Annotated in this window: 23 protein-coding genes; 12 read left to right on the plus strand and 11 right to left on the minus strand. The window is 59.6% G+C overall.

The genetic code is table 11. The annotated features are described in order from the left end of the window. Nucleotide 1 precedes the first annotated feature (1 nt). On the minus strand, nucleotides 2-1,129 hold the full coding sequence (locus QOM08_RS13220) for an acyl-protein synthase (RefSeq protein ID WP_316913155.1): 1,128 nt from the start codon (nucleotides 1,127-1,129) through the stop codon (nucleotides 2-4). Between the two features lie 27 nt (nucleotides 1,130-1,156). Beyond that, the gene (locus tag QOM08_RS13225; protein ID WP_316913156.1) at nucleotides 1,157-2,392 is read right to left on the minus strand and encodes an MFS transporter; all 1,236 of its coding nucleotides are present in this window, start codon (nucleotides 2,390-2,392) and stop codon (nucleotides 1,157-1,159) included. 308 nt (nucleotides 2,393-2,700) lie between these two features. Here QOM08_RS13225 and QOM08_RS13230 point away from each other — a divergent pair, with 308 nt between their 5' ends. After that, nucleotides 2,701-2,889 carry a hypothetical protein gene (locus QOM08_RS13230; protein WP_047226561.1) on the plus strand — a complete coding sequence of 63 codons (189 nt, stop codon included), beginning with the start codon at nucleotides 2,701-2,703 and terminating at the stop codon, nucleotides 2,887-2,889. 9 nt (nucleotides 2,890-2,898) lie between these two features. On the opposite strand, the gene QOM08_RS13235 is transcribed toward QOM08_RS13230, so the two are convergent. After that, nucleotides 2,899-3,279 (minus strand): fe2+ zn2+ uptake regulation protein, encoded by a 381-nt coding sequence (locus QOM08_RS13235; protein ID WP_310662536.1) that lies wholly within the window; start codon nucleotides 3,277-3,279, stop codon nucleotides 2,899-2,901. 267 nt (nucleotides 3,280-3,546) lie between these two features. Between QOM08_RS13235 and QOM08_RS13240 the strand changes: the two genes are divergently transcribed. Beyond that, entirely contained in the window at nucleotides 3,547-5,895 is a 2,349-nt protein-coding gene (locus QOM08_RS13240) for an acylase (protein ID WP_310662537.1), read from the plus strand. A 49-nt stretch (nucleotides 5,896-5,944) separates the two neighbouring features. On the opposite strand, the gene QOM08_RS13245 is transcribed toward QOM08_RS13240, so the two are convergent. Together QOM08_RS13245 and QOM08_RS13250 are read right to left on the minus strand one after the other, a co-directional pair. Continuing rightward, nucleotides 5,945-6,946 (minus strand): FecR family protein, encoded by a 1,002-nt coding sequence (locus QOM08_RS13245; RefSeq protein WP_160892642.1) that lies wholly within the window; start codon nucleotides 6,944-6,946, stop codon nucleotides 5,945-5,947. A gap of 196 nt (nucleotides 6,947-7,142) precedes the next feature. Further along, nucleotides 7,143-11,462, minus strand: coding sequence for a dermonecrotic toxin domain-containing protein (locus QOM08_RS13250; RefSeq protein ID WP_316913231.1), 4,320 nt, complete (start codon nucleotides 11,460-11,462; stop codon nucleotides 7,143-7,145). A 745-nt stretch (nucleotides 11,463-12,207) separates the two neighbouring features. Here QOM08_RS13250 and QOM08_RS13255 point away from each other — a divergent pair. After that, complete coding sequence (locus QOM08_RS13255) at nucleotides 12,208-13,239, plus strand: Ldh family oxidoreductase (protein WP_047226557.1); 1,032 nt, start codon at nucleotides 12,208-12,210, stop codon at nucleotides 13,237-13,239. A 104-nt stretch (nucleotides 13,240-13,343) separates the two neighbouring features. Here QOM08_RS13255 and QOM08_RS13260 read toward each other — a convergent pair whose 3' ends face one another. Further along, nucleotides 13,344-13,661, minus strand: coding sequence for a YqjD family protein (locus QOM08_RS13260; RefSeq protein WP_047226556.1), 318 nt, complete (start codon nucleotides 13,659-13,661; stop codon nucleotides 13,344-13,346). A 160-nt stretch (nucleotides 13,662-13,821) separates the two neighbouring features. Here QOM08_RS13260 and QOM08_RS13265 point away from each other — a divergent pair, with 160 nt between their 5' ends. Beyond that, a complete protein-coding gene (locus tag QOM08_RS13265; RefSeq protein ID WP_076384979.1) occupies nucleotides 13,822-14,076 on the plus strand; it encodes a hypothetical protein in 255 nt (84 codons plus the stop codon). Between the two features lie 3 nt (nucleotides 14,077-14,079). On the opposite strand, the gene QOM08_RS13270 is transcribed toward QOM08_RS13265, so the two are convergent. Then, nucleotides 14,080-14,979: a LysR family transcriptional regulator gene (locus QOM08_RS13270; RefSeq protein ID WP_310662540.1), complete on the minus strand. Its 900-nt coding sequence runs from the start codon at nucleotides 14,977-14,979 to the stop codon at nucleotides 14,080-14,082. 94 nt (nucleotides 14,980-15,073) lie between these two features. Between QOM08_RS13270 and QOM08_RS13275 the strand changes: the two genes are divergently transcribed. Then, nucleotides 15,074-15,997, plus strand: coding sequence for a carbon-nitrogen hydrolase family protein (locus QOM08_RS13275; RefSeq protein ID WP_310662541.1), 924 nt, complete (start codon nucleotides 15,074-15,076; stop codon nucleotides 15,995-15,997). Between the two features lies 1 nt (nucleotide 15,998). Here QOM08_RS13275 and QOM08_RS13280 read toward each other — a convergent pair whose 3' ends face one another. Further along, nucleotides 15,999-16,469 (minus strand): LEA type 2 family protein, encoded by a 471-nt coding sequence (locus tag QOM08_RS13280; protein WP_047226553.1) that lies wholly within the window; start codon nucleotides 16,467-16,469, stop codon nucleotides 15,999-16,001. Nucleotides 16,470-16,660: 191 nt separating this feature from the next. Between QOM08_RS13280 and QOM08_RS13285 the strand changes: the two genes are divergently transcribed. The 4 genes from QOM08_RS13285 (at nucleotide 16,661) to QOM08_RS13300 (ending at nucleotide 19,595) form a co-directional block, all read left to right on the plus strand. Next, nucleotides 16,661-17,377: a helix-turn-helix transcriptional regulator gene (locus QOM08_RS13285; RefSeq protein WP_188251687.1), complete on the plus strand. Its 717-nt coding sequence runs from the start codon at nucleotides 16,661-16,663 to the stop codon at nucleotides 17,375-17,377. Nucleotides 17,378-17,428: 51 nt separating this feature from the next. Beyond that, complete coding sequence (locus QOM08_RS13290; RefSeq protein WP_047226551.1) at nucleotides 17,429-17,770, plus strand: nuclear transport factor 2 family protein; 342 nt, start codon at nucleotides 17,429-17,431, stop codon at nucleotides 17,768-17,770. 151 nt (nucleotides 17,771-17,921) lie between these two features. Further along, nucleotides 17,922-19,043 (plus strand): cell division protein ZapE, encoded by a 1,122-nt coding sequence (gene zapE / locus QOM08_RS13295; RefSeq protein WP_310662542.1) that lies wholly within the window; start codon nucleotides 17,922-17,924, stop codon nucleotides 19,041-19,043. Nucleotides 19,044-19,100: 57 nt separating this feature from the next. Continuing rightward, nucleotides 19,101-19,595 (plus strand): GNAT family N-acetyltransferase, encoded by a 495-nt coding sequence (locus tag QOM08_RS13300; RefSeq protein ID WP_310662543.1) that lies wholly within the window; start codon nucleotides 19,101-19,103, stop codon nucleotides 19,593-19,595. 34 nt (nucleotides 19,596-19,629) lie between these two features. On the opposite strand, the gene QOM08_RS13305 is transcribed toward QOM08_RS13300, so the two are convergent. Together QOM08_RS13305 and QOM08_RS13310 are read right to left on the minus strand one after the other, a co-directional pair. Beyond that, nucleotides 19,630-21,369 (minus strand): phosphoethanolamine transferase CptA, encoded by a 1,740-nt coding sequence (locus tag QOM08_RS13305; protein WP_310662544.1) that lies wholly within the window; start codon nucleotides 21,367-21,369, stop codon nucleotides 19,630-19,632. A 348-nt stretch (nucleotides 21,370-21,717) separates the two neighbouring features. Further along, entirely contained in the window at nucleotides 21,718-21,891 is a 174-nt protein-coding gene (locus QOM08_RS13310; protein ID WP_171061379.1) for a DUF6026 family protein, read from the minus strand. Nucleotides 21,892-22,141: 250 nt separating this feature from the next. On the opposite strand from QOM08_RS13310, the gene gnd reads away from it, so the two are divergent. Genes gnd through QOM08_RS13325 form a run of 3 tightly spaced genes read left to right on the plus strand, consistent with a single transcriptional unit; the run spans nucleotide 22,142 to nucleotide 25,480 of the window. After that, nucleotides 22,142-23,146 carry a phosphogluconate dehydrogenase (NAD(+)-dependent, decarboxylating) gene (gene gnd, locus QOM08_RS13315; RefSeq protein WP_260990091.1) on the plus strand — a complete coding sequence of 335 codons (1,005 nt, stop codon included), beginning with the start codon at nucleotides 22,142-22,144 and terminating at the stop codon, nucleotides 23,144-23,146. Next, complete coding sequence (zwf, locus tag QOM08_RS13320; protein ID WP_107322511.1) at nucleotides 23,143-24,666, plus strand: glucose-6-phosphate dehydrogenase; 1,524 nt, start codon at nucleotides 23,143-23,145, stop codon at nucleotides 24,664-24,666. Before gnd ends, zwf begins: the two co-directional genes overlap by 4 nt. Next, nucleotides 24,659-25,480: an HAD family hydrolase gene (locus QOM08_RS13325; protein WP_274090401.1), complete on the plus strand. Its 822-nt coding sequence runs from the start codon at nucleotides 24,659-24,661 to the stop codon at nucleotides 25,478-25,480. Before zwf ends, QOM08_RS13325 begins: the two co-directional genes overlap by 8 nt. A gap of 13 nt (nucleotides 25,481-25,493) precedes the next feature. Here QOM08_RS13325 and QOM08_RS13330 read toward each other — a convergent pair whose 3' ends face one another. Then, nucleotides 25,494-26,783, minus strand: coding sequence for a hypothetical protein (locus QOM08_RS13330; RefSeq protein WP_316913157.1), 1,290 nt, complete (start codon nucleotides 26,781-26,783; stop codon nucleotides 25,494-25,496). Nucleotides 26,784-26,787: the final 4 nt, after the last annotated feature.

Consider the following 26,787-nt stretch of genomic DNA (forward strand, 5'->3'; position numbering starts at 1 on the left):
ATCAATTCTCCTTGATCAATTCGGAAGCGGCCATGGCGCAGCTTCGGCTGGCACTGGTGCCGGCCCGACCGTGCAGCTCGAACCATTGGGTGTTCAGGCCGCACTCACAATTGGCCGGATGCAGGGTCGCCAGGTCGCTCATCACCACGGCATGGGCGGGACTGGAAGAGATGTAAGGCGAGACGAACGACAACAATCCCGCCTCACCGAAGGGCTGGACGCTGAAGTTCGAGGGGTGACGTATGAAAGCTTTCGAATAGATCGGCACATGAAACCTGTGGTGCGCACATTCGATGTACGGCACGGCGTGCTCGACGGCACCGTAACCGTCGCGGCAGCGGTGCGCTTCAATGCCCAGTTGCCGGGTGATGTGTTCATAGACCTCGTGGCGGGGGATCTCCTGGGCGGCCTGTTTTTTCCAGCCGCCTCCCAGAAATACCAGGGAGTCGGGGGCAAGTTTGAGGTTCGGCGTCGCAGTTTCACGCATGCGCTCAAGCGCATGACACAGCAGCGCCGGGAAGCCAAAGATCCGCACCGGCAGGCCCTCTTCGGCGAACTCCTGAAGGGTCCGGATCGCGCCAAAGACATCGAACTCATGACCTTTTCCGGTGCGCCGCAGCGCATGAAAAATCCGATTGGCCGGCGCGAAGCTGCGCAAGAACTGGTCTGTATGAGCGGTGCCGACGTGATTGACCTTCTCCGGTTCGTGACTGAACAACAGGTAGTTGCAGGGCGAATCCGGCGTGAACCAGCCGTAATGTTCAAAGATACGCGCCACCATGCCCTGGGCCGCGGCCATGCTGCGCTCGTCGTAGCGCATGCGGCTTTTCTGACCGCTGGTGCCGGAGGATGTCAGCTCTAGCGCGTTCTCGCCGGTGGGGCTGAGCAACAAGCGCTGCTTGAAGTAATTGGCGTAGATGGGCGGCAAGCGCGACCAGTCAGTCAAATGCTCCAGATCCTCTACCGCCAGGCCGTTGGCGTTGAGCCAGTGTTCGTAGCCAGGGGTGTGGTGGCAATGGAACAGGCTGATTTGGGCCATGGCCCGATCAAACAGACCAGCAGGTACCGAATCGGGATCGTAAGGCTGCGCCAATGCACACAGCGCATCGGCGTGGGGAAAATGAATCATGGGTAACGTTCCTCAGGGAGGGGATTTTCAGACGTGAGCGGCCGGTTGCGACAGGAACAGACGCAGCGCCACAAGGCAGCTGAGCCCGGCAATGCCGACCATCAAGGCAAAGGCGTTCAGGCTTGTTCCGGCGCCCAGCAGCGCGAGCAGTGAGCCGGCGGTGCTCATCACTGCGATGGAAATCATCCCGACCATGGCCGAGACCAGCCCTTTGCTGTCGTCGCTGGCGAACAGCGCCAATCGATACAAGGCCGCGTTGCCCATGCCCAGCCCCAGGGCGTAGAGCGCCAGGCCGCTGACCAGCGCGGGTACGCCAAGGTTGAACGGGCTGGCGATCACCAGTGCGATGAGGCCGGTAGAAAAGGGCCACAGGCTGTAGCGCAATACCCCGCGCACGCCCACCCGCTCCACCAGGTGATTGAGCAGGAGATTGCCAAGGATCACGCCCGAGAACACCGGGATTTGCCACAGGCCATACACCAGGGGCGACAGGCCCTGGTCCTGGATCAGCAACAGGGGGGACAGACCGATCCAGGCAATCAGCGGCAGGCTCATCAACCCCAGCGCCACGCACGCGGCCATGAAGCCGGAGTGACCCAGCAGCGCGCCATAGCGCCTGATGAGTGTGCGCAGTTCGAACGGCTCCAGGGCCGGTTGCCGGGGGCAGGAGTGCGCCAGACCGGGGCTTCGGGGCATGAATGTCCATAAGGCCAGCCAGCTCACTGCCCCCAGGCCTGCCAGCAACATGAACAGCTCGCGCCAGGACAGCCATTGCAGCAGCAAGCCACCCAGCAGCGGCCCCAGCAAGGGCGAGAGGAGGGCGAGATTGCCCAGCAACGCCATGACCTTCACAGCGTCCGACTCGTTGAATACTTCCTGTATGGCCGGGTAGCTGACCGCGATCACGAAACCCAGCCCCATACCCTGGATCAAACGAAGCCCGTTGAATCCCTGCATGTGGGTGACCAGGGTGATCGCCGCGCAAGCCAGGACAAAACCGGCACAACCGGCGAGCATGAATGCACGACGCCCATAGCGATCGGATAACGGACCGATCAGCCACGGCAGCAGAACACCGCCCAATAGATACAGATTGAAGGCGTAGGGGATTTGATCCGCGGGCGCATCCAGTTCCCGGGTCACCGCGAGCATGGCCGGCATGACCAGGTCGCTGGCCAGATAAGTCAATAGTTCGAAAAGAGCGATAGCCAGGCAAAAACCTGTCAATCGTATTGGCGAAAGAGTTGCCAGCAAGTTTTGCATGATTTCCAACGTTGATTTTCGGTAAGGAGGTAAGCGCCTCTTATTCGAGAATACGTTGGGGGAATTCAGGGCCGAAAGAAGTCTTCCCCTTTGTTTGTGGCAGAAATATGAGTTAATTCTGTAAGACAAAAGTCCGCCAGGGGCGGACTTCTGTGGTGATGCAGGTAATTAATCTGATGGGCTTCGGTTGCGTGAGTACGCCCGTTCGGCTGTACCATGAGACCCCGTCTGCTGCCTGCCATTTCCAAAACACGGTATGGGGCTGGCAAGCACGGGGATACAGAGCGGATACATTCAGGAAATTGGCAATGACTCAATCGCAACGTTTGAAATACTCGATTCTGGTGGTCCTCGTGGTTCTGGCGATCATGCTGGGACTGACCTGGATGCAGAACAACGGCATGATCAGCGAGCAGCTGTTTCAATACATCGCGATTGCCGTCGCGGTCATCGTGGTCGTGATCAACGGCGTGATGCGACGCAAGGTCAAGCCCTGAGCGCAGGCGTCACTCCCCGCCCTGGAGCACGTGCATGGCCTTGCGGTGCAAACTGTAGGTCTTATCGGGGTTAAGGGTGACGACACCCTCGCTGCACAGGCGCTTCAACACCTCGCGCACGCTGAGGAAGGACAATGGAATGTCCAGCCCCAACAGTTGACTGTGTACGCCCCGCACACCCAGGCTGCGGTTTTCAACGGCGGCCTTGAGCAATGCATCGATGACCTTGAGGCGAATCAGGCTGGTTCTGAGGCCGAAGCTCTTGAGCAAAAGCCTGATGTGTTCATTGCTACCTCGTTCTGCCGGCCTGTCGAACAGGTTGTGAGTGGCTGTCGCCGGAACGCCGGTCGACCTGGGCTTGCCCTCCATGGGCTGACGCGCGTCATGCATGCAAAAACTCCTTACCAGCCTGTTCAGAAAAGGTCACGGATACTCTCCTGTAATAGGACGAACGAACGCGGCCAATCATGAAGGCAAAAAGCTGAAAAATTTGTCTGGAGGCGATCAAACGCCCGTAGTCAGGCGGTGCCAGGCCATTAATTTTTTTTCATCCCATTCGTTTTCAAGGGAGGCACATTCCGGCCAGGCACGCGGTATGTGAATTCCCAGGCAGCCGTCCTGGTTTTAGAAAGTATTGGATCAGGAGTGAACGTGAGAATGTCCGGGCAGTTATCGAGGTTTGGTCTCGCAGGTGTGTTTTTCGCAGTGAGCCTGGGGTTCAGCTGCGTCGCCAGCGCTCAAAGTGATAAAGAACAGGCCAGTGCCGAGATCCGTCGCACCAGTTTTGGCGTGCCACATATCCGGGCTCAGGATGAGCGCGGGTTGGGCTACGGCATCGGGTATGCGTACGCTGAGGATAATTTATGCCTGCTGGCCAATGAGATCGTCACGGTCAATGGTCAACGCTCGCGCTACTTCGGCCCGGAGCAGGTCACGCTCGAACAGCGGGAGAACCGCGTCAGCGATGTATTTTTCAACTGGCTCAACACGCCGCAAGCCGTTTCCGGTTTCTGGCAAGCCCAGACGCCTCAAGTACAGCAACTGGTCGAAGGCTATGTGGCGGGCTACAACCGCGCCTTGGCCGAACGCAAGGCTATCGGCCTGCCCGAGCAATGTGCCAGTGAGTGGGTGCGGCCGATCACCGTGCTGGACCTGGTCAAACTGACCCAGCGCCTGTTGGTGGAAGGTGGCGTCGGCCAGTTCGCCGAAGCCCTGGCGGGCGCTCAGCCGCCACAAGCGACGGCGGACGCTGGCGAGCCGAGGGCAGGTTTTGCAGGCGCAGCCACCCGGCAGCAGCGTTTCGCCCTGGAGCGTGGTAGTAACGCGGTCGCCATCGGCAGTGAGCGCTCCTTCAACGGGCGTGGGATGTTGCTGGCGAACCCGCACTTCCCATGGCTGGGGGGCATGCGTTTTTACCAGATGCACCTGACCATTCCCGGCAAACTGGACGTCATGGGCGCGGCCCTGCCAGGCTTGCCCGTGATCAACATCGGTTTCAGCCAGCACCTGGCCTGGACCCACACCGTCGACACCTCCAAACATTTCACGCTGTACCGTCTGCAACTCGACCCGAAAGACCCGACCCGCTACCTGCTCGATGGTCAATCCGTACCGATGAGCCAACAGACGGTGACGGTGGACATCAAACAACCCGATGGCCAGGTGCAGAGCGTTTCGCGGGTGGTCTACGGCTCGCAGTTCGGTCCGATCGTGCAATGGCCCGGCCGGCTGGACTGGGATGACAAGTTCGCCTACAGCCTGCGCGATGCGAACCGGGAAAATGATCGTGTGCTCGCCCAGTGGTACGCCATGAACAAAGCCGTCACGCTCAAGGACTTGCAGAGTGCGGTCCATGAGATCCACGGTATTCCATGGGTCAACACCCTGGCGGTGGACGATCAGGGGCAAAGTCTCTACATGAACGTGTCGGTGGTACCGAACGTCGATGCCGACAAGTTGGCCCGCTGCAGCGACCCGCGGGCAGGGCTGCAACTCATCGTACTGGACGGCTCGCGCGGCGAATGCGCCTGGGATATCGATCCCGAGGCCGTGCAGAAAGGCATTTACGCCGCCGACAAGCTACCGCAGTTGTTGCGCCGCGATTATGTGCAAAATTCCAACGATTCGGCCTGGATGGTCAACCCTTCACAACCCTTGTCCGGTTATTCGCCCTTGATCAGCCAGCAAGACCAACCGCTGGGCCTGCGTGCGCGTTTTGCTCTGCAGCGGCTGGGTCAACTGGCCAAGGACGGGCCGGTGAAGGTCGATGACTTGCAGCGTATGGTCATGGACGACCAGGTCTACCTTGCTGATCAGGTGATGCCCGACCTGCTGGGCTTTTGCGCCGGTGACCTGGGGGCCGATGCCGTGACGTTGACCCAGGTGTGCAACGATCTCAGGGTCTGGGATCGAACCGCTGGCCTGGACAGCGGATTGGGCTTCATTCATTTCCAGCGCATCATGGCGCAGTTGCAGAGGGTGCCTGATTCATGGCGTGTCCCGTTCGATCCGCAAGACCCGCGACATACTCCAAACGGCCTGGCGATTGAGCGTGCCCCGGTGCACAAGGCTGTGCGTCAAGCCATGCTGGCCTCGCAGGCCTCTGTGAAGGCCGCCGGATTGCCCAAGGATAGCCGCTGGCAGGACATCCAGGTTGCCAGCAGTGGCAGCCGGCAGACGCCAATCCACGGCGGCCCCGGTGAGCTGGGGATCTATAACGCGATTCAGAGCGTGCCAGGGGCCAACGGCAAACGGGAAGTGGTCAGCGGCACCAGCTATCTGCAAGTGGTGAGTTTTGATGGCAAAGGACCTCGGGCTGAAGGTCTGTTGGCATTTTCCATTTCCAGCGACCCGGCATCGCCGTATTCGGCCGACCAGACCCAGGCATTCTCGAAGAAGCAATGGAGTGCGCTACCGTTCACCGAACAGCAGATCAAAGCCGATCCGCACTATCAGGCGGTGATCATCCGTGAGCGTGATGAGGCGGGCAGGGTGGCCGCGCACTGATCGCTGTTGTTTTACACAAAAGCCGCGACCTGATCAGGTCGCGGCTTTTTCAGTTGGACGGCCGTTGACCGATGGAGTTGAGGACTGGATTGCCGTCCTGGTTCTGCGTCAGGTAAACCGGCAGGACTTTGGGCAACGAAGGCACCAGGTTCTTCACTTCGTTGAGGTTGTAGATACCACCGATACGCAGGGCGCCCGTGCTGTTGTCGGCCAGCATGACGGGATGCTCGAGATAACGATTGATCAGCGGGAGTGCATCGCTGAGGGCAAGGTTGTCCAGCACCAGCTTGCCGTTGCGCCACGCCAGCGAGCTGTCGTTGGCATCGACTTCACGGATTTGCGGTTGGTAGTCGCCAGCTTTGTAGCTGGCCTGCATGCCCGGCGACAGTTGCGAGCCGTTACTGGCAAGTGCCTGGTTGCTGGTCACCCATACTGAGCCCTCCACCAGCGTCACCCGGACCTGATCCTGATACATCCATACATTGAAGCGAGTGCCGGTCACGCGCACCTGGCCCTGGCCGGCCCGTACAACGAACGGGTGTTGTGTGTCATGGCTGACGTCGAAAAACGCCTCGCCCTTTTTCAGCGTCACCCGACGCTCATTCTTGTAATTGGCAAATACCAGTTCACTGCCCAGGTTCAGTTCTACCTGGCTGCCGTCACCCAGGGTGATGTGACGCACGCTTGCATCCGCTTCGAATCGTTCGTAGGAGTTGGCAACCCAGCCCAGGTTCCAGCCCGTGTAGGCGGCCAGGGGCACGCCCAGCACAAGCACCGCGGCTGCGACAGCCATCCGACTCCAGCGGGACCGAGGTCGCGGTATTGGCGCGGGAGATGGTGCCGCTTCGACACGCGGAAGATGATCGGCCACGGCCCAGATCTCCAGCATGGCTTGGTATTCGAAAGCGTGCAGGGGATCGGCATCGTGCCATTGTTTGAATGCCAGCCGTTCGGCGTCGGTGCAGTCGACGGCGTGCAAACGCATGCACCAATGCGCGGCCGCATCGGTAATGGCGTCGTATTCGGCTTCCGAGAGTGTATGTTCGGTCATTGACTCTTCCTGGTTTGCCGCATTCTAACCTTCGGCATGACCTGTCGAGAACCGCCATCATGGCGTTTGCACATCAAAATGAGCCTGTTTTTTCCGGTCAAAGGCTCGAACACCGGTATGTCGCGGTTATAGCGTGGCATACATCTCGTGAAAAAAAGATCAAGACCCGTCCGCGCGCAGCGTTCGCAGAGGCCGTTTAAAACGTGGCAGCGGGACTCAAGGGTGGGGAGTCCAGCTGTCGACCCAGCTCACAGATGAGTAGCGTCATGGAGTCGGCGTTTCGCAAGATCACGTCGATGCGTGCTGTCGGTGAACCTGGATCCAGAAAGATACTGCGCGCCTCGCTCATGCTTCTTGCGCCGGTCATCTTCAGGATTTCCCGGGCCATATCCCGATGCTCGGGGAAAAGCTCCAGGCTCTTGAGCCCGCCGGCTGCACTGTCCCAGCCCATGAACAGTTTGGATCGTGGCGTGGTCAACGACAGCCCGTTGCGTTGCTGGTCCTTTTGATAATTGTATTTTGAATGTCCGAACTGAGTGGCATTGGAAATCAGGTCCAGAAACGGCAGTGCCGCGTCCAGATAGACAATATCGAGCGTGTCGAAAAGCTGATGAGAAACTTCGTGGATAAGCACCGCGGCCTGGGCGTGGGCATCGACATTGAAGGAATCCGGGACCGCGTCCTTGTACCAATCCAATCCGACCTCGAAGAAATACTGGGTCAGATAGATTCTTCCTGCCGTTTCCGGTTCGAGCACGAATGCAGTGGCTCTATCGTCCATGTATTTCAAACGGCCGATTACAAGGCGCTTGGCGTTGCGGGTTTCCCAGGACGGGTCGGCCAATGCTCGGCACAGCGGCGAGACGGCGGTGTGTATTTTCTTGATCAGGCTGGCGTCGACTGTCCTCACCCCAAAAAACGTCTTCAGGAAGGTATCCAGCCGAGAGCCCGGCGGGACCTGATGTTTGATCTGATCCAGATTATGCAGGGCGTTGAATGAGTAATACCTGGCCACCTCCAGGGCCTGCTCGATCATGTTTGCGTAAGCCGGGTATTTGCGGCGTATTTGCGCCATGCCCCGAGCCTCAATGTTGAGCGACGTTGAAGCCTTGTAGTCGCTGTAGGAATTGGCCAGCGTTGACATCACTTTGCCGTAGCGAATGGTCTGCCGTTGTGGGTCTACGGTCCATTGCTGGTTATCAGGCGACTGCCTCAGTATTGGGCCCTCTCCCTGTTCATGGACCACGCGCCAGACCTGATTGGCTTTGGCCACCTGAAAAACCATGCCGGCAACAGGTGCGTAAAGCTTGTCGGACCCTGGGGCCCTGTAGGTTCCGTCGATCCGGTTCTTCTGCAGGTTGTGCAGGCTCACCTCCGTGGCTTCGAAGGCCCGCAGGTTGGTGCGCGTCGGGGCGGTGGAGGCGATGTCTTTCCAACGGGGCGGGGTCGCCATGGAGGCGTTCTGCGTGCCGGGACTTATCGGGTCGAGCAGGCCGAAGGTGTCGTCGCGATTCAGGAAGCCAAGTGAGACCATCTCTGCCGCGCCGGCGATGAAGTCGTGCAAGCCTGCTTTCCAGTCATGCTGCTGCAGGGATTCAGAAGAGGCCTTGAAGTCTTGGTAACTTTCCCAAAGCGTTTCGATAAACGTCAGTTTGCCTTGCAACTGCCGCCCCACCAGTTTGACGCCGGCGCTGAACAAATGCAGGGCCGTTTCCCAGTCAAACTGGCGGTTTTTTTCTGTTTGTGCGCTCAGCATGTCCGATAACAGGGTTGTATTGTCGTTGAACAATACATCGAACAGGTTGGTCTTGATCGGATTGGAAGCCAGGGTGATTTCCGATAGAGAACCGACCGTGGCGGCGAACAGGTTCTTGAACGTGGCTTGCTGGCTTTCGGGAAGTCGACGAATCAGCAGGTCTTGCAACGCGCCCGGCGTGTTGAAGGCGGCAATGAGGCTGGCCTGGTCCTTGAACTCGGTGAAGTTGTGGCCCGCATGGTAGGGGGAATACAGCACATGGGGGGCAGTATCATCGGTGCTTGATCCGATCAGGTAGAGCCCCACTGCCTTGATCGCCGCAGCTCCCCGGGTTTTGATCAGCTCCAGTGGACGAATCAACGCGCTGGCGCCGTCCACTGCCTGGCGTGCGATGGCATCCGGCATGTCCAGTACCTGGCGAATCAAGTCAAACCCTGTGGGCGATAGGTGCTGTTGTAGATGCAGTGCGTGGGCATGTTGCAACAGTTGCCAGGGCAACTGCCGGCGAAATCGCTGCTTTCTTTTCTGGCCATCGGTCGAGGTAGTGGAGAGTTCGTCCAGTACGATCTTTTTATAGGCGGTGGGGATGTCCAACGACAGCAGCATTTGTCTGACAGCCGTCTCGTTCAGGCTGTCGGGCAACGCGCGCCCGGAGGTCGAGGACACCCTGAAGCCTGTCTTTTGAGTGAAGTCGGCATGATTGAGGGCGAACTCGGTCAAGCTGCTGGCGGGCCCCGCCAACGCATGGTTCGGGGTGATCAACAGGGTGGCAGGATCCAGGTCTTTTACGGCGAAACGCGCATCCAGGAGCGCTTTGAGCTTTTTGCTCACATAGGTGTGCAGGGGCTCGATACCGTCCAGATAATCCTCGTCATCGTCGACACTGCTTCTGTATTGCTCAAGCAGGTCAATCTGTAGGCGCTGTTCTTCAAGTGGTGCGGCGCCAAGCCAGGCGGGGAGTTTCTGTTGCAAGCGGATCGCCTGGGCGATACGTGTGGCGTGTGTCAGATTGGTAGGCGCGGCCTTTTCAAGCAATGTGCCCAGGCTTTTTACCCGTTCAGGCCCTGTCAGTTGCCAGTCCCCGCTCTTTAGCGTGCTCAGATACCTGTATTGGGCCTCGAACAGTGCGTTGAACGACTTCATCCGATTGAGCAGCACGTTGTCTTCGATCAGCTCAAACACATCCAGTTGATAGCGTCCATGGGGCTTGCGTTGGGCGGGCCAGAGGTTGGCGAGCAGACCAGAGCGCTTTCGTGAGTCGAGCAGGTGGCGATTCAATTGCTGGGTGGCAAGTTCGACTGAGGCAAACACTTGTAAACCATCGGCCGGTATCCAGAGAATTGCCAGGCCGGAATGAGGCGTATCCAGCCCGCCGCGTTCGGTCAGCAGGAAACAATTGGCCAGCGGCAAGGAGACGGTTTTGCCGTCCTCGGTACATGCCAGCCTCAGCGAATAGACATCGGGCCGGAAGCCCTTTACCCCGATGCGTTGAGTGCGGTCCGGATATTCGGCATCAAAGGCAAAGACCGCGGCGATAAGGTCGCGCGCGGCGGGAGACAGGGTTGCGTTGAGTTCTCTGAGTTCGGCTTCTGCACGTATTCCCAGGGAAAAGACGTTGGTCAGTTTAGGAAGAAGGCCTTTCAATGCGTGACGCAGCGAGGTGTCGCTGGAGAGTGGCAATCGGCTCAGTTCGGCATTCAAGGCCTCTTCGACACTGGCGTAGCTCTTGATCTTCCTCTCCAGTTGATCAGCCATGAAATTGGACGGGCGCAGGTCTCCGTAAAAAACCGGCTGCGTGCCCCAGTGTCCAGCGGTTTTTTGCGTCAGCAGGTTTTTGCCGATCAGGCTGCGTATGTCCAGGGCCTTGTCAACGAGCGCGTGGACGTCCACGTCCCCCTGGCGGGACATCTCCATTGCGAAATGAAGGTTTTTCGACTGTTTGCCGATGATCGCATCAGCCAGAGACTCGAATACCGGCCACGTCACCGCCTTACCTGACACCTGGGGATCGTCAAAGCGCAGGAAGCGGTTGCGCTCCTCCAGGCTGAGCAGACTGTAGAGTTCTTCCTTTCGCCCTGCGCCGGTGGGGGTATTGAGCAGTGCATCCTTGAAACCCAGGTAGTTGTCGACTTTCTCAAGGCCGTGGCTGGGGGTATAGAGATAGTGTCCCTTGGCGCTGATCATCAAAGAACCCGCCAGCTCTACGTAGAGCGGCTCATATTCCCAAAGACGCAGGGTTTCGATAAACAGTAGCGGTTCGTCCGGGCGAGATGGCCTGTACAGCCGCAGCAGTTCCTGGGCGTGTGCCTCGGTGAGTTGTCTTTTCTCCCGCTTGATCAGAATCGTGGCTTGTAGCGCATCGCTGAGAACTTGGGAAAGAAAGCGCCGGCGCGAGGTATTGAACGGGCCGGTGGCGTCCCAATAAGCGTCGATACAGTGGGCAAGGCTGGGGATCAGGTTGCTGGCGGTCACCTTCAACACGCTCTCCCATTGACGCTTGTTTTGCGGTGATACGGTGATGCCTGGATGAATGAAGTCAACGTCTTGCCCGGCGGGCCGACCCTGGCTGTGGAAGTAGGCCAGGACCGCCTCGCTGAGCGTCATGCTTCTGGTCAACTGGCTCGCCTTCTGACTCCCCACGCTACTCCACGTGCTCATGGTTACGCGGGTCTGTCGATGATCAAAGTTGGACAGCACCTCATTCAAGATCGCGTCAAGCATCGCGCTGAGGGAGGGTAGCTTGATCAGTTCATCCACCATTGTTCGGGCGTTGAGGCTTTGAGCGAACTCGATGGACTCGACCAGGGTGTTGAAGACGTCACCGTCGATACGTTGCCGGGTCGTCCTGATCGCGGAGGTGCTGTTGAGTTCGGCGCGCTGGGAAATCGATAACAGCCGAAAAAGATCGTCACGCTCGGCTGGACTGTCCAGCATTGCTTCCATCTTCTCTTCGAGAGCTTCGGGGCTGTCGAATTTCCTGATTCCGCCGTAGGGCGTGTAGAGGAACGCAGGCTGGGTCTGCGCTGCGTCTGCGTCTGTCAGCGCTTTGAGCACAAGGCAGCCGGCCAGCGGGATCGGCGCGTTTGCGTCGACCTGCAAGCGAATCGTTTCGGCAGACATGGGGGGCGTCTGCGCGGCGCGCAGCGTATGGTTGGACAGGGACACGTGGTGCAGCCAGTCGAGGTCGGCCTGGGTCAATCCGTGGGGGGCGTCCAAGTCCTCCAGGTTATTGGCGGCCAATACCTCGGGAAATAATAACGGCGTAGTTGCAGTGGTCATCGTTGCTTCTCGCTCAAGGCGCCGCGAGGCGGCACGTTTGGTGGATGAGCGGCCAGACTAGGCAACGATCAATGAGCCAAGGTGGTACATAGTTACCGCACGCAAGCGCGGTGATCAGCGTAATCCGGCACGAGCAAGCTTTGCTCCGACAGTGAAGCGGTGTTTAATCAGCCGGCTGGTTCCCCTTACGCTGTTGCTACCTCCAACAATCACTCTGGAGCTTCAGATGTCTGCGCTATCCGATCATGCCGGTTCAAGCACCCTGTCTTTTTCCGCTTTGGTGAGCTTGCTGGAGAAAATATTCCTGCGACACGGCACGTCGGCCGAGGTCGCCAGGGCCCTGGCCGAAAACTGCGCCGGAGCCGAACGTGATGGCGCCCACAGTCATGGGGTGTTTCGCATTCCCGGTTATGTCTCGACGCTGAAAAGTGGTTGGGTCAATGGTCAGGCAGTACCCACGGTCGAAGATGTGGCATCAGGGTTTGTACGGGTGGACGCTGGTAACGGCTTCGCCCAGCCGGCCCTGGCCGCCGCACGTCCGTTGCTGGTGGCCAAGGCCCGCAGCGCCGGGATTGCAGTGTTGGCGATCCGCAACTCCCATCACTTCGCTGCCCTGTGGCCGGATGTCGAGCCGTTTGCCTATGAAGGTCTCGTGGCATTGAGCGTGGTCAACAGCATGACGTGCGTGGTGCCTCACGGTGCTGACCGTCCACTCTTTGGTACCAATCCCATTGCCTTCGCCGCGCCACGGGCCGATGGTGAGCCGATTGTCTTCGACCTGGCCACCAGCGCGATTGCCCACGGTGATGTGCAGATTGCTGCACGCAAGGGCGAATCGTTACCGCCAGGAATGGGGGTGGACAGCCTCGGTCAGCCGACCTGCGATCCGAAGGCGATTCTCGAAGGCGGGGCGCTCCTGCCTTTTGGCGGACACAAGGGCTCGGCGTTGTCGATGATGGTCGAGCTGCTGGCGGCCGCCCTGACCGGTGGCAACTTTTCCTTCGAGTTCGATTGGCACAACCATCCTGGGGCCAAGACACCCTGGACCGGTCAGTTGTTGATCGTGATCGACCCGAGCAAGGCCGCCGGGCAGAACTTCGCCGAGCGCAGCCAGGAGCTGGTCAGACAGATGCATGGTGTCGGGTTGCGACGGCTGCCGGGTGATCGTCGGCACAACGAGCGCAGCAAATCCAATGAGCGGGGGATCGCACTGGACGAGCAGACATTGGCGCAGTTGCGGGAGTTGGCGGGTTTGTAAAGCCGGCTTCGGATGAGGCTCTGGCGGTTCACGCATCTGTGGCGAGGAAATAAATCTCCTCGCCACACTATCAGTGATCATTCAAACAGGTTTTTGCCAAGGGCTTAACGGCGTCCGAGCAACAACCCCACCACCAGGCCGAAGCCTGCGGAAATGGCCACGGTCTGCCATGGATGTCCGCCGATATAGACTTCGGTGGCATCGACCATCGGCCGGGTCCGCTCCCGTGCGCTGGCAACCGAATCCAGGGCTTGTTGCAGCTTCTGCGAGATCTGGTCGCGCAGGTTTTCAGCGTCTTCGCCGACCAGTGAGGCGCTGCTTTTGAGCAGCTTTTCCGATTCCTCAATCAAAGCCTTCAGTTCACTGAAGGCTTGATCCTTGATTTGCTCTCCATTCCCTTGCAGCGTGCTTTTGCGAGCCATTGAGGTACTCCTTGCTGATGATGGCAGTGAACAATGGAGTGCTGCCCTTGAGCAAAAGTTGCAGCGTCTGGCAGCGGCAGCACTGTGGATCATAAAACGTGGTTAAGACGCGCCTCTTCAAGGTGTAAGATGGCGCATATTTACGCAACAGGTAATTCCCATGAGTTTCAATCTGGCTGACAAGCCCCTGGCCGAGCGCGCGGCACTGGAAGACGAAAAGTCCCGACTTTTTGAACTGTGGCAAAACAATCTGGGCAAGGCCAAGGGTGACGCGGCCCGGTTGTTCGGCGAGCGTTCCAAGCGCAAGGGCAAGTGGTCCGAATGGGTACGTGCCGAACTGGACGGCATGTCGCCGCCTGAGTACGCCAACATGGTGCGCAGTGAAGTCAATCGTCTGATGGCAGCCAACAAATAAACCTCAGGCAAAGGTCGCGATGATAGCCTCACGCACCTTGACCACGGCCGGGTCCATCTGTGTATGGGTTCGCCAGCCCAGTTCGATCGGGTAGCGGGGCAGGTCCAGCGGGCAGGGCAGCAACGCCAGGCCACTGAGGGAGGCGATCGCCGCGGCGGCATGCAGCGGAATGGTCGCCACGGCCTGGCTGCCCTTGAGCAGGAACGGCAGGGCGGCAAAGTGGGTGGTCGAGGCACACACCCGCCGGCTCAGGCCAAGGCCGGCCAACCCTTCGTCGGTGATGCCGATGAACCCACCGGAAGACACGAGCAGATGCTCGCGGGCCACGAACGCCTCCAGGGTCAGCGTCTGTTGGTCCTGCGTCAGGCTGGCCGGGTCGACGAGACAGGCGTAGTCGCCTTCGCCCAGTACCTGACGGCTGAGCAAGCGTTCGGTAAACCCTCCCGCCGTGATCGCCAGATCGAAACTGCGCTCCATCAGCGCCCGGCCGACGATCTGGCTATGGGTCTGGCGAAAAATCAATCGCAGCCCCGGCGCGCGTCGTGCCACGTCCTCAATCAAGCGCCGGCCATGGGCAATTTCGAAATCATCGGACAGCCCGACGATGACCGAACGACCTTCGTAATGACTGGCGCCGGGGTCAACCATCGCCAGGCTCTGGCGACATTTATTCAGTGCGTCGCTGATCACCGGTTTGAGCTGATTGGCCCGTAAGGTCGGCGCCAGGCCGCGGCCAGTGCGCACAAACAATTGATCGTCATACAGGTTTCGAAGCCTGCGCAGCGCCGCGCTGATGGCCGACTGGGTCACGCCCAGGCGCAGCGCGGCGCGGCTGGCGCTGGATTCATCGTGCAGGGCTTCGAAGGTCTTGAGCAGATTAAGGTCGACATCCGCGATATTCATAACACTCATATCATTTAGCAGCGTATGGGGCTTTATTCATGATCGTCTGGCATCTGAAAATCAGCAACCCCAGATGATCGAGGAGTTGAAAACCATGCCCAAATCCATTGTGGCTGCCCTGCAGATTGGCTCGTTGCCCGGAGGCAAAGCTGACACCCTGGCGCAGATCCTTTCCTATGAAGATGCCGTACGCCAGGCCGGAGCACGCTTGGTGGTGATGCCCGAAGCGCTGCTGGGTGGGTATCCGAAGGGAGAACGCTTCGGTACACAGCTGGGGTACCGGTTGCCCGAGGGGCGCGAGGCCTTTGCTCGTTATTTTGCCAACGCCATCGACGTGCCGGGCAGTGAAACCGAGGCCTTGGCCGGGTTTTCGGCGCGCACGGGGGCAAGTCTGGTAGTGGGTGTCATTGAGCGTGACGGCAGTACCTTGTACTGCACCGCCCTGTATTTCGAGCCCGATGCCGGCCTGGTGGCCAAGCATCGCAAGCTGATGCCCACTGGCACCGAGCGTCTGATTTGGGGTAAGGGCGACGGCTCGACTTTACCGGTGATCGACAGCCAGGTCGGTCGCGTAGGCGCGGCGGTGTGTTGGGAGAACATGATGCCGCTGTTGCGCACCGCGATGTACGCCAAAGGGGTGCAGGTCTGGTGTGCGCCGACGGTGGATGAGCGGGAGATGTGGCAGGTGACCATGCGTCATATCGCCCACGAAGGTCGTTGTTTCGTGATCAGCGCCTGTCAGGTTCAGGCCTCGCCTCAGGCGCTGGGCATTGAAGTGGCGAACTGGCCCGCCGAGCGTCCCTTGATTGCCGGCGGCAGTGTAATTGTCGGCCCCATGGGGGACGTCCTGGCCGGTCCGCTTAAAGGCACAAGCGGGTTGTTGACCGCCGAAATCGATACCGATGAACTGGTACCAGCGCGCTACGACTATGACGTGGTCGGCCATTACGCCAGGCCAGATGTGTTCGAACTGGTGGTGGACGAGCGGGCCAAACCCGGCGTGCGTTTCACTCGTTGATTTACCAAGTGGCCGCGGTACCCGGCAAGTCCAGGGTGCCGCGATCCACGAAGCGCAGGGTGCCGAACAGTCCACCGGCCAGTTTGCCTTTGAGTACATAAGGCAGGTTGTCCAGGCTTTGGGTCTGGCTCAGGCCCAGCGTCTGGCGCAGCACGGAGAAAGCCGAGATGCTCACTGGCACGCTCAGTACCGCCTCGGAGAACCGTGGGATGGATCCGGTCTGATCGCTGACCCCCGATGCCAGTGTCCGGCCATTAACCTCGAGGTCGAGCGCGACACCGTTGTAATCGATGGCGGTTTCGTTAGGGTTCTGCAATCGCAGTTTCACGGCAAAGCGCATCTCCAGCTCCTGGCTGGGCAACGGTTCGATGCCCACCACGGTGATGTTCAGCGGATCGCGGTGCGGGAAGAGGGCGCAGGCGCTCAGACTGAGCAACATCAGGAAAAGGGACACACCGAGGGCTCTGCGCATGGATAAACTCTCACGATAATAGGTAGGGCAAACGGGCGAGCTGTTGAGCACGATAACCCACATTTCTCTCAAACCACCGCACATCACGCGGTTTCCCGTCCAGTTCAATCCAGACAGGGCTCATGGCTCCTGACAGTTTCTGACACCAGGCTCTGCTAATCTGCGTCAATCGTTTTTCCGGATCGTCCATCGTGTCGCGTACCACTCGACTGCTCACATTATTGCAAGTCTTGCGAGGCAAGCGCTGCCCGGTTACCGCTGCGACATTGGCGGCCGAGTTGAAAGTGTCCGAGCGCACGCTCTACCGCGATATCGCCGAACTCTCGGCCCTGGGGGCGCCGATCCAGGGCGAGGCGGGCATTGGCTATGTGTTGCGCAGCGGCCTGTTCCTGCCGCCATTGATGTTCACGGCTGATGAAATCGAAGCCATTGTGCTGGGGCTGCGCTACGTTGATCAGCGTGGCGACGAGGTGCTGGGCAAGGCCGCCGCCGACGCTTTGGCCAAGGTGGCCGCAGTGCTGGCGCCTGACGTCCGGGATGCCCTGCGCAATCCCACGGTGTTGCCCGGGCCTCCTGGCTATGGCTACCCACAGAATACGGTGGAGCTGAATGTGTACCGCCAGGCCATTCGGGCTCAAGCAAAGCTGCATATCGACTACGCCGACGTGAACAAAACCCCCAGCCAGCGCCTGATCTGGCCGTTGGCCCTGGGTTTTTTCAATGAGGCGCGGGTAGTGGTTGCCTGGTGTGAGTTACGCGGCGCCTATCGGACCTTTCGCACTGATCGGATTGCTTCTGCCACCGAGCAGGGCGAGCGCTATCCTGGCCGGCGCAGCGACTTGTTGCGCGCCTGGTTCAAGCTGATGGAACTGGACGAAACGGGGCGTTTCACTCCTGACAAAAACTGACACAAGGCTGTTCTAGCATGGTGTCAGATCGATAAAACAAGGAGCCCTACCATGTCCAATCCCGTCTCTTCCCTGGCCCCGGCCATCGCCGGCTACATTGCGGCCGCCAATGCCCGTGACAGTTCGGCGGTGACGCGTTTTTTCGCCGAGGATGCCAATGTGTTCGATGAAGGCCAGCACCGCGCCGGCACCCAGGCCATCGCTCAATGGATGGAAGACACCGCCCGGCGTTTACAGCCTCGGGTCGAGGTGCTCAATGTGCAGCAACGCACCGGTAAGGTGCTGGTGCATAATCTGATCTCCGGAACTTTCCCCGGCAGCCCGCTGGAGTTGCGCTACACCTTCCGGCTCGACGAGCAGGGGAAGATCAGTCGGCTGGATATCTCGATCTAGATGTTTGCACGTTGGTTCGTCAACACCTGTGGCGAGGGGGTAAATCGCCCTCGCCCCAGGGTTTTGCTTGAATTCACAGGCAGGTGAGATCACTCACTCAAAGCCACCGACATGGCATACTCCCCGACCTCGTTTTCCGGATCAGGGCCGTATGACTTTCGACTCCCCCTTGAGCGCCTGGCAGCATGCCATCGAACACCATGGCTTTGTCCAGGATGAAGCCCAGGAACTGGCCATCATGGCTCTGCAAGAGTGCCACCAGGCACTGCACGAGGGGCGCAAGTCGATCCAGGGGGTTTATCTCTGGGGACCGGTCGGCCGCGGCAAGACCTGGCTGATGGACCGTTTCTACGAAAGCCTGAGGGTGCCGGCCCGTCGTCAGCATTTCCATCATTTCATGGCCTGGGTGCATCAGCGCTCGTTCCAGCTTACGGGCACGCCGGACCCTTTGCAGGCATTGGCTGCAGAACTGAGCCAAGAGGTCAGGGTGTTGTGTTTCGACGAGTTGTTCGTCACCGACATTGGCGATGCCATCATTCTGAGTCGTCTGTTTCAGGTCATGTTCGAGCGGGGCATGGTGGTGGTCAGCACCTCCAACCTGCCGCCCGAGGAGCTTTATGCCAACGGCCACAACCGCGAGCGATTCCTGCCCACCATCACGGCGATCAAGCAGCACATGCAGGTTGTGCCGGTGAACGGATGGCAAGATCATCGCCAGCATCCGGGAGCATTGCAGCAGCGCTACTGGCTACGCGACGACGGACAACCCGATCCGTTGGAGGCTGTTTTTGCCCAGTTGACCGCAGGACAGGCGTCCAACAGTTTGCCGATTGAAGTTGGCCATCGTCTGCTTCAGCCCGTGCGGGCCAGCGATACGGTGCTCTGGAGTCGTTACGCGGATATGTGCGAACAGCCGTTCTCAGCCATGGATTTCATGGCACTGTGCGACCGTTTCAAGGCCATCCTGATCAGCGACGTACCGAGTCTGAGCGCCGAGCAGCGCGAGGGACGCATTGCCCGTGGAACCGAAGACGGGGTTGAAAGGGTAGAGGCTGGTGATCGTGAGTTGCCGCAGTTGTCCATCCATGATGACGGTGTGCGGCGTTTCATCGCCCTGGTCGATGAATGCTACGACCGCAAGGTGCCGTTGTACCTTTCAGCACAGGTGCCGATGGACCGGTTGTACACCGAGGGCTATCTGCAATTCCCGTTTCGTCGTACGCTCAGTCGCCTGCAGGAAATGCAAATGCAGCGTTTTGGTCAGTCCGCCTGACCGTATCCCGCCGACGGCACCGGAGCCGCCGGTACTACCGAAGTGAGATGGAACGCCGTGGAAGAAACCAGGGACATTCTTGTATTGCAAGCCAGCTATACCAATGCAGTCCACGCCGAAGCAATCTGTTATGTGCTCAACGGCTATGCCGAAGATCCAATGGGCGGTGGCCAGTCGCTGCCGCCGGAAGTGCTGCTGCATCTACCCGAGGAACTGGCCAAGCGCCCCCATGCTTTCAGCGTACTGGCTTTCGTCAACGGCGAACCAGCGGGCCTGGTCAATTGCTTCGAAGGTTTTTCGACCTTCGCCTGCAGACCTCTGGTCAATGTCCACGATGTTGTGGTGATGAAGCCGTTCCGCGGGTTGGGGGTGAGCCAGAAGATGCTGCAGAAGGTCGAGGATATCGCCCGCCAGCGTGGTTGCTGCAAAATCACCCTGGAAGTGCTTGAAGGCAATGCCATCGCCCAGGCCAGCTATACCAGGTTTGGCTTTGCCCCAGGCATGTTCGACCCGGCCCATGGCCGTATGCTGTTCTGGACAAAGCCCCTGTAGAGGCCGCCCCTGTGGTAGCGGGCGAGGGCGGTGGTTATTTTTGCACGACCCGCACCGCAGGCGCCTTGGGCTGCATCAGGCTGAAGTCGATCAAGGCCTTGCGCTGGTGTTCATAAGGGTTGCCGATCAACAGCGGGCGGGCCTTGAAGTCATCGCTCACCAGGCTTTTGCTGCGGTCCAGCTCATCAAAACTCAAACCGGCCAGGTCTGCCCAGGTGTGGATCAAGTGAGCGCTGCTGTAGGGGCGTGACAGGTCACCGCTGAAGTTCCAGTCATGAGTTTCACGCCACTTGGGCGAGGCCCAGGCGATGAACGGAATGGTGTACATCGGCGCGGTCGGCTTGCCTTCGTTGCGGCCAAGCGTGCTATGGCCCGGCGAATCGAACACGTCTTCACCATGGTCCGACAGGTACAGCAAAAAGCCGTTGGGGTCGGTTTTGGCGTAGTCCTTGATCAGGCTGGACACTACGAAGTCGTTGTACAGCACCGCGTTGTCGTAACTGTTGTAGGTCGGGACCTGGTCGTCACGCACCCCCGCCGGTACGCCCTGGCGGTCGGTAAACTTCTTGAAGGTGGGCGGATACCGGTACTGATAGCTCATGTGGGTGCCGAGCAGGTGCACCACGATCAGTTTGCGCGCAGCGCTGTCTGCCAGGGCCTGGTTGAACGGGGCGATCACATCGCCGTCGTATTGCGCCGCGTTCTGGTTGCGGTTGTTGTTCAGGTATACCTGCGCATCGGCCTGTTGAGAGAAGGTCGTGAGCATGGTGTTGCGCTTGGTCATGGTCTGCTGGTTAGTGATCCAGAAGGTCTTGTAACCGGCCTGCTTCATCATGCTCACCAGGGACGGTGTGCTCAGGTAAAGGTCTGGGTTCTGTTCATCGGCGAACGTCAGCACCTGCTGCAGCGCTTCGATGGTGTAGGGGCGCGGGGTGATGACATTGTCGAAAACCGAGAGCTGGTCCTTGAGCTTGTCCAGTTCCGGGGTGGTTTTCCTTGGGTAACCGTACAGGCTCATGCGCTGGCGGTTGGTGGACTCGCCGATGACCAGCACCAGAGTAGCGGGCTGGTCGGCCATGGCGTCCTTCAGGTGGCCCAGGGGGGCGATCTTGCTGGCGCTGTGAAGCATGCCCTGCATGTTTTCCAGTTGTTCGCCATAGCGCCGGTAAGCAACCAGCATCTGCCACGGCACGGCCGGCTCGATGCGACTTTCGAATTTCTCCAGGCCACCGGCAAGCGTGCCGGCACGCAGGGTGTGCTTGACTAGCGGATAGCCGACCACCGCCACCACAATCGCAGTCGCCGCGACCATGGCTTGGCCGCGGGGCAGGTACACCGGGCGCAGACGTGTCCAGAGCCAATATCCGAAGGCGGTATGGGCCAGGAAGGCCGCCAGCATCCACCAGGCAAAATACTGCGTCATGTACTCGCCGGCTTCGGACACGTTCGATTCGAACATGATGAAGATGACGCTCTGGGAAAACTCCTGCTGATAGATGAAGAAATAGCCCAGGCTGGCCATGGAGCAAGCCCACAGGACCACGCCGATCAGCGCAGCAAGTAAACGGGTCCGGGCAGGAAAGAGCAGCATGGGCGCAAGCCACAGCGCGCTCATCACGAATGCCTGGCGAAACCCGGTGAACCCAGAGGTGTCGGTCACCAGTATGAGCAGTTGGGTAATGCCCGAGAAATACCAGAAAAACAGAAATAACCAGCCAAACCCGGCCCAGTCGAAACTTTTCGCAGTCGTTGTGCTGCGTTTGAACAAACTCATCAAGCGCTCCAGCCTTCCTGTCGACGAAGCCGCTGGCACCCATTGGATGCCCATAGGCATGCGCCGAACTATCCTAAAAGGCCGGGAGTATCGCGATGGAGGTGTGAAAAATTTGTGAGATATTTGGTTACAAGACGAATGTCGGGGGCTGTGGCGAAGGCGTTTCTTGTGGCGAGGAAATTTATTTCGGTGGTCGCGTTGCCACCTCACGCACTGAAACCCGCGCACTCAGGGGCGGGACCGCTACGCGCTGCGGCAGGGACACATGCCCTTGGCACGGATGGGTATGCATGGAAATGACACCGGTTTGTCCAGTGCCACTTCCGGCGCCGCGCCTCTGCTCGGGGGTTACCGAGCCAGGGCCTGGCTCTGATGGGACAGCTGGGAGTGTTGCAACTGCATGCGCAATTGCGTCACCTCATCAAGCAGCAGATCACGCTCTTCTTTGAGCAGGCGTAATTCGTCGCGACGAATGGTCACGTAAAGGGTTTGGGGAGGACGTGCGGTAACTACGGAGTCCATTGCTCACCTCGCAAATGGCGTACATCAACTATAGAGATGTCGCCAGTATTTGGTCGACACCTCTACTATCGGCGCCGATTCTGATTTCTTTTGCTTGTGATTGGAACTTTTTTATTTTTCATGGTCGCTGTGTCTTTGGCCGGATCTGGAGCGTTATCCCTTGTGATCGCTCGAATTACCCGGAAACTATGCAGCAATGCTCTGGACTAACCTCCACTCGTCGATTGAGCTAAACCTTTGACACACCTTTATTTGTAGTAGGGAGCATCAGCACATGCAACTCGGGATCATTGGACTGGGCCGCATGGGCGGCAATATTGCGCGGCGCCTGATGCTCAATGGGCATACCACCGTCGTCTACGATCGCAATGCCGCCTTTGTTGAAAACCTGAGCCAGGAGGGCGCAACGGGCGTCGCGGATCTGCCGCAACTGGTGGCCGGTCTGGAAAAACCACGGGCTGTCTGGGTCATGTTGCCTGCCGGCGCACCCACCGAAGACACGATTAACGCTCTCAGCGAGTTGCTGGAGCCGGGCGACGTCATCATTGATGGCGGTAACACGTACTACAAGGATGACATCCGTCGCGCGCAGGCGTTGTCGGTCAAGGGCCTGAATTATATCGACGTCGGCACTTCCGGCGGCGTCTGGGGCCTGGAACGCGGTTATTGCATGATGATTGGGGGTGACGCCGAAGTGGTGAAGCGCCTGGACCCCTTGTTTGACAGCCTGGCACCAGGGATGGGCGATATCCCGCGCACCCGGGACCGCAAGTCCGACGATGATCGCGCTGAACGCGGCTACATCCACGCGGGCCCGGCCGGTTCGGGGCATTTCGTGAAGATGATCCACAACGGCATTGAATACGGAATGATGCAGGCCTTCGCCGAGGGCTTTGACATCCTCAAGACCAAATCCAGCGAAAGCCTGCCACCTGAGCAGCGATTTGACTTGAACGTGGCCGATATCGCCGAAGTCTGGCGTCGCGGCAGTGTGGTGTCGTCCTGGCTGCTGGATTTGACCGCCGACGCCTTGGCCAGCGATCCGAAGCTGGACGGCTTCTCCGGTGAGGTTGCCGACAGTGGTGAAGGGCGCTGGACCATCGAAGCGGCCATTGAGCAAGCGGTGCCGGTGCCGGTGCTCTCCAGTTCATTGTTCGCCCGTTTCCGCTCGCGCCAGCAGAGCACCTACGGTGACAAGATGCTCTCGGCCATGCGCTTTGGCTTCGGTGGTCACGTGGAGACGCCGAAAAAATGACCTCGATCGGCAGGAAATCCAAGGCAGAACCCGCGCCGCCGACCACGCTGTTTCTGTTCGGCGCCCATGGTGATCTGGTCAAGCGTCTGCTGATGCCGGCGCTGTACCACCTCAGTCGCGACGGGCTGCTGGGGGATGGCCTGCAGATCATTGGCGTTGACCATAATGCTATCAGTGATGTGGACTTCGCCCGGAAACTCGAGGATTTCATCCGTCACCAGGCGGCGAGCAAGGGCGGTGATGCCGACCGGGCGCTCGACCCGGTGCTGTGGGCCAGCCTGGCTCGGGGCATCAGTTATGTTCAGGGTGACTTCCTCGACGACAGCACCTACCAAGCACTGACGGCGAAAATCGCCGCCAGTGGCACCGGCAACGCGGTTTTCTATCTGGCGACCGCGCCGCGCTTTTTCAGTGAAGTGGTCCGCCGCCTTGGCGCGGCTGGGCTGCTTCAGGAACAGGATGATGCCTTCCGGCGTGTGGTGATCGAGAAACCGTTCGGTTCCGACCTGCAAACCGCCGAAGCGCTCAATGCCTGCCTGCTCAAAGTCATGAGCGAAAAACAGATCTACCGGATCGACCATTACCTAGGCAAGGAAACGGTGCAGAACATTCTGGTCAGCCGTTTTTCCAACAGCCTGTTCGAGGCCTTCTGGAACAATCACTACATCGACCACGTACAAATCACCGCCGCAGAAACCGTTGGCGTGGAAACCCGTGGCAGTTTCTATGAACACACCGGCGCCCTGCGGGACATGGTGCCCAACCACTTGTTCCAGTTGCTGGCGATGGTGGCCATGGAACCGCCGGCCGCCTTTGGCGCCGATGCGGTGCGTGGTGAGAAGGCCAAGGTGGTCGGGGCCATTCGCCCCTGGTCGGTGGAGCAGGCCCGCGCCAACTCGGTGCGTGGCCAGTACACCGCAGGCCACGTCGGCGACAGACCGGTCAATGGTTACCGCGAGGAAGCCAATGTCGCGCCCGACAGCAATACCGAAACCTACGTCGCCCTCAAGGTGATGATCGATAACTGGCGTTGGGTCGGGGTGCCGTTTTACCTGCGCACAGGCAAACGCATGAGTGTGCGGGACACGGAAATTGTCATCTGCTTCAAACCGGCGCCTTACGCGCAGTTTCGCGATACCGAAGTCGATGAACTGCAACCTACGTACTTGAGAATCCAGATCCAGCCCAATGAAGGCATGTGGTTCGACCTGCTGGCCAAGCGGCCGGGGCCAACCCTCGACATGGCGAATATTGAGCTGGGATTTGCCTACAAGGACTTCTTCGAAATGCAACCGTCCACGGGCTACGAAACCTTGATCTATGACTGCCTGACCGGCGATCAGACCTTGTTCCAGCGTGCCGACAACATTGAAAACGGCTGGCGTGTGGTCCAGCCGTTCCTCGATGCCTGGCAACAGGACGCGACGGTCCAGTTCTACAAGGCCGGTGAAGATGGTCCGTCGGCCGCAGATGACCTGCTGACACGCGATGGCCGCGTTTGGCATGCGCTCGATGAGTGATCAGGTGAAACACCCCATCCGCTTTTTACTCAGTGACATGGACGGCACGCTGCTGCTGCCCGACCACAGTCTCAACCAGCGCACCATCGAGGCCGTTCGCTCGCTGCGCGAGGCGGGCGTGATGTTCAGCCTCGCCACCGGGCGGCCGCCCCGGGCGATGTTGCAGCAGATCGAAGCCTTGGGCGTGGACCTGCCTACCGCCGCGTTCAATGGCGGTACGCTGGTCCACCCGGACGGCAGTTTCCTCGCCGTGCACTACCTGCCACCTGAGGCGGCTTTGGCGACGCTGGCCTTGTACGCCGACCAGCCTGATATCGAGGTCTGGGTGTTTGCCGACGGTGACTGGCTGGTGCGCGACGCCAACGGTCCGATGGTGCCGGTGGAGACGCGTGGGCTTGGCTATCCGCCGGTGCAAGTCGAGAGTTTCGAGCCTTACCTGGAACGTATCGACAAGATCGTCGCCACCAGCGCCAATACGCAGCTACTGGTTGAGCTGGAGGCGCGCTTGCATCCGCTGCTCAAGGGCCAGGCTCAGGTCTCGCGTTCGCAACCGATCTATCTGGATGTGACGGCGATGCGGGCAAACAAGGGTGAAGCGCTGGCGACCCTGGCAGCGTTCTTGGGGGTGCCGTTGGAACAGACTGCCGCCATGGGCGACGGTGGCAACGATCCGGCGATGTTTCACCGTGCGGGGTTGTCGATTGCCATGGGGCAGGCGGAGGCGGCGATTCAGCGTCAGGCCGATGTCATCACCGCAGCCAACACCGAAGACGGTGCGGCGCTGGCAATCGAGCGATTCATTCTGGCTCGATGAACCACGCAAATCATCAGGGCCGGTACCGCACCACCACCGCCCGATACGTGCCATGCAGAGAGTAGCCGCCCACCAGGATCTTTCCGTCTGCCTGCAGCGCCAGGGATGTGGCGGTGTCGAGGCTGTAGCCCAGCCGAGTGCGGACCCAACCGCTGCCCTCACCGAAATCCGGGTCGAGGCTGGCGTCCGGCAAGTGCCGGGCCAGAACGAAGTCCGTTTCGATACCGCCGATGGTGGCCCCAGCGGTCACTAGCTTTGCGTCCGCTTGAAGCTGGGCCGCCGTCCACTGACTGGCGCTGTTGCCAAATTTCAGGAACTGACACTGTCCTTGATTGCAGCGAGGGTCCGGTTTGCCGTCCCTGCCCACTCTTAGCGACAGGCAATGCATCGGGTCGCGGCTGCTGCCCAGTGCTTGCAGATCACCGTCTGGAAGTTGGACGATCTGGCTGACCATCACGCTGTGCTGCTGGGTCGTGATGGACAGGAAACCGTCCTCGCCAAAGCTGTCATCCAGTGTGCCGCTGGGATCATAGCGGGCCATCAAACCTTGTTGGGGCAAGTCAATCACTCCGCCGACCACGATGCTGCCGTCGGCCTGAAGCGCCACACAACCCAGCCAAGTGTTTTTCAACAGATGCCGGACCATCACAAAGCCGCGGTTGTTGAACGAAGTGTCCAATGCGCCGTCCGGCAGGAGCCGGATCAGGATGCCGACATGGTCAGATAATTGGTAATGATGGTTGGCGAGGATGAGGATCCGGCCATCGGTCTGCACCCGCATGTCACAGGCTTCAAGACCTGGTACGCCGGGTGGGAGCCAGGTGTCGCGCAGACCTTGGGAGAGGTTGCCGCACAGCCGTATGACCTGCCGCCCGGCGCTGCCGAAGCTTTGAACGGCGCGGCCCTGCTGATCGAACAGCGCGATGGCGGGCAGGGTGCGGTCGCTGTTTTCGTAGTGCAGACCGGACAGCAGGATACGGCCGTCGGGTAATTCCATCACCTTGCCTGCCGTGGCTTCGAAGCCGCGCTCAAAAGAGCCGATCACATAGCCATGGTGTCCGAAGTTCGCGTCAGCCGAACCGTCGTGGTTGAGCCGTGCAAGCCCGAACCGGCTGCCTTCGGTCGTTTCGATCCGGGCTGCCACCAGGATCCTTCCGGCATGATCGACCGTCAGGCCCGTGGTCAGGCTCCCGAGGCTACCGGTGAAATGCAACCAGGCTTTACCGTTATCGGCAAAGCCTGGGTCGAGATGGCCGGCACAGGTCGCGGCCGTCGGCATTGCAAACGCGGATTGATCGAGCATGCAT

The sequence above is a fragment of the Pseudomonas sp. P105 genome, from assembly GCF_032614175.1.
In the GTDB taxonomy this organism is placed as follows: Bacteria; Pseudomonadota; Gammaproteobacteria; order Pseudomonadales; family Pseudomonadaceae; genus Aquipseudomonas; species Aquipseudomonas rhizophila.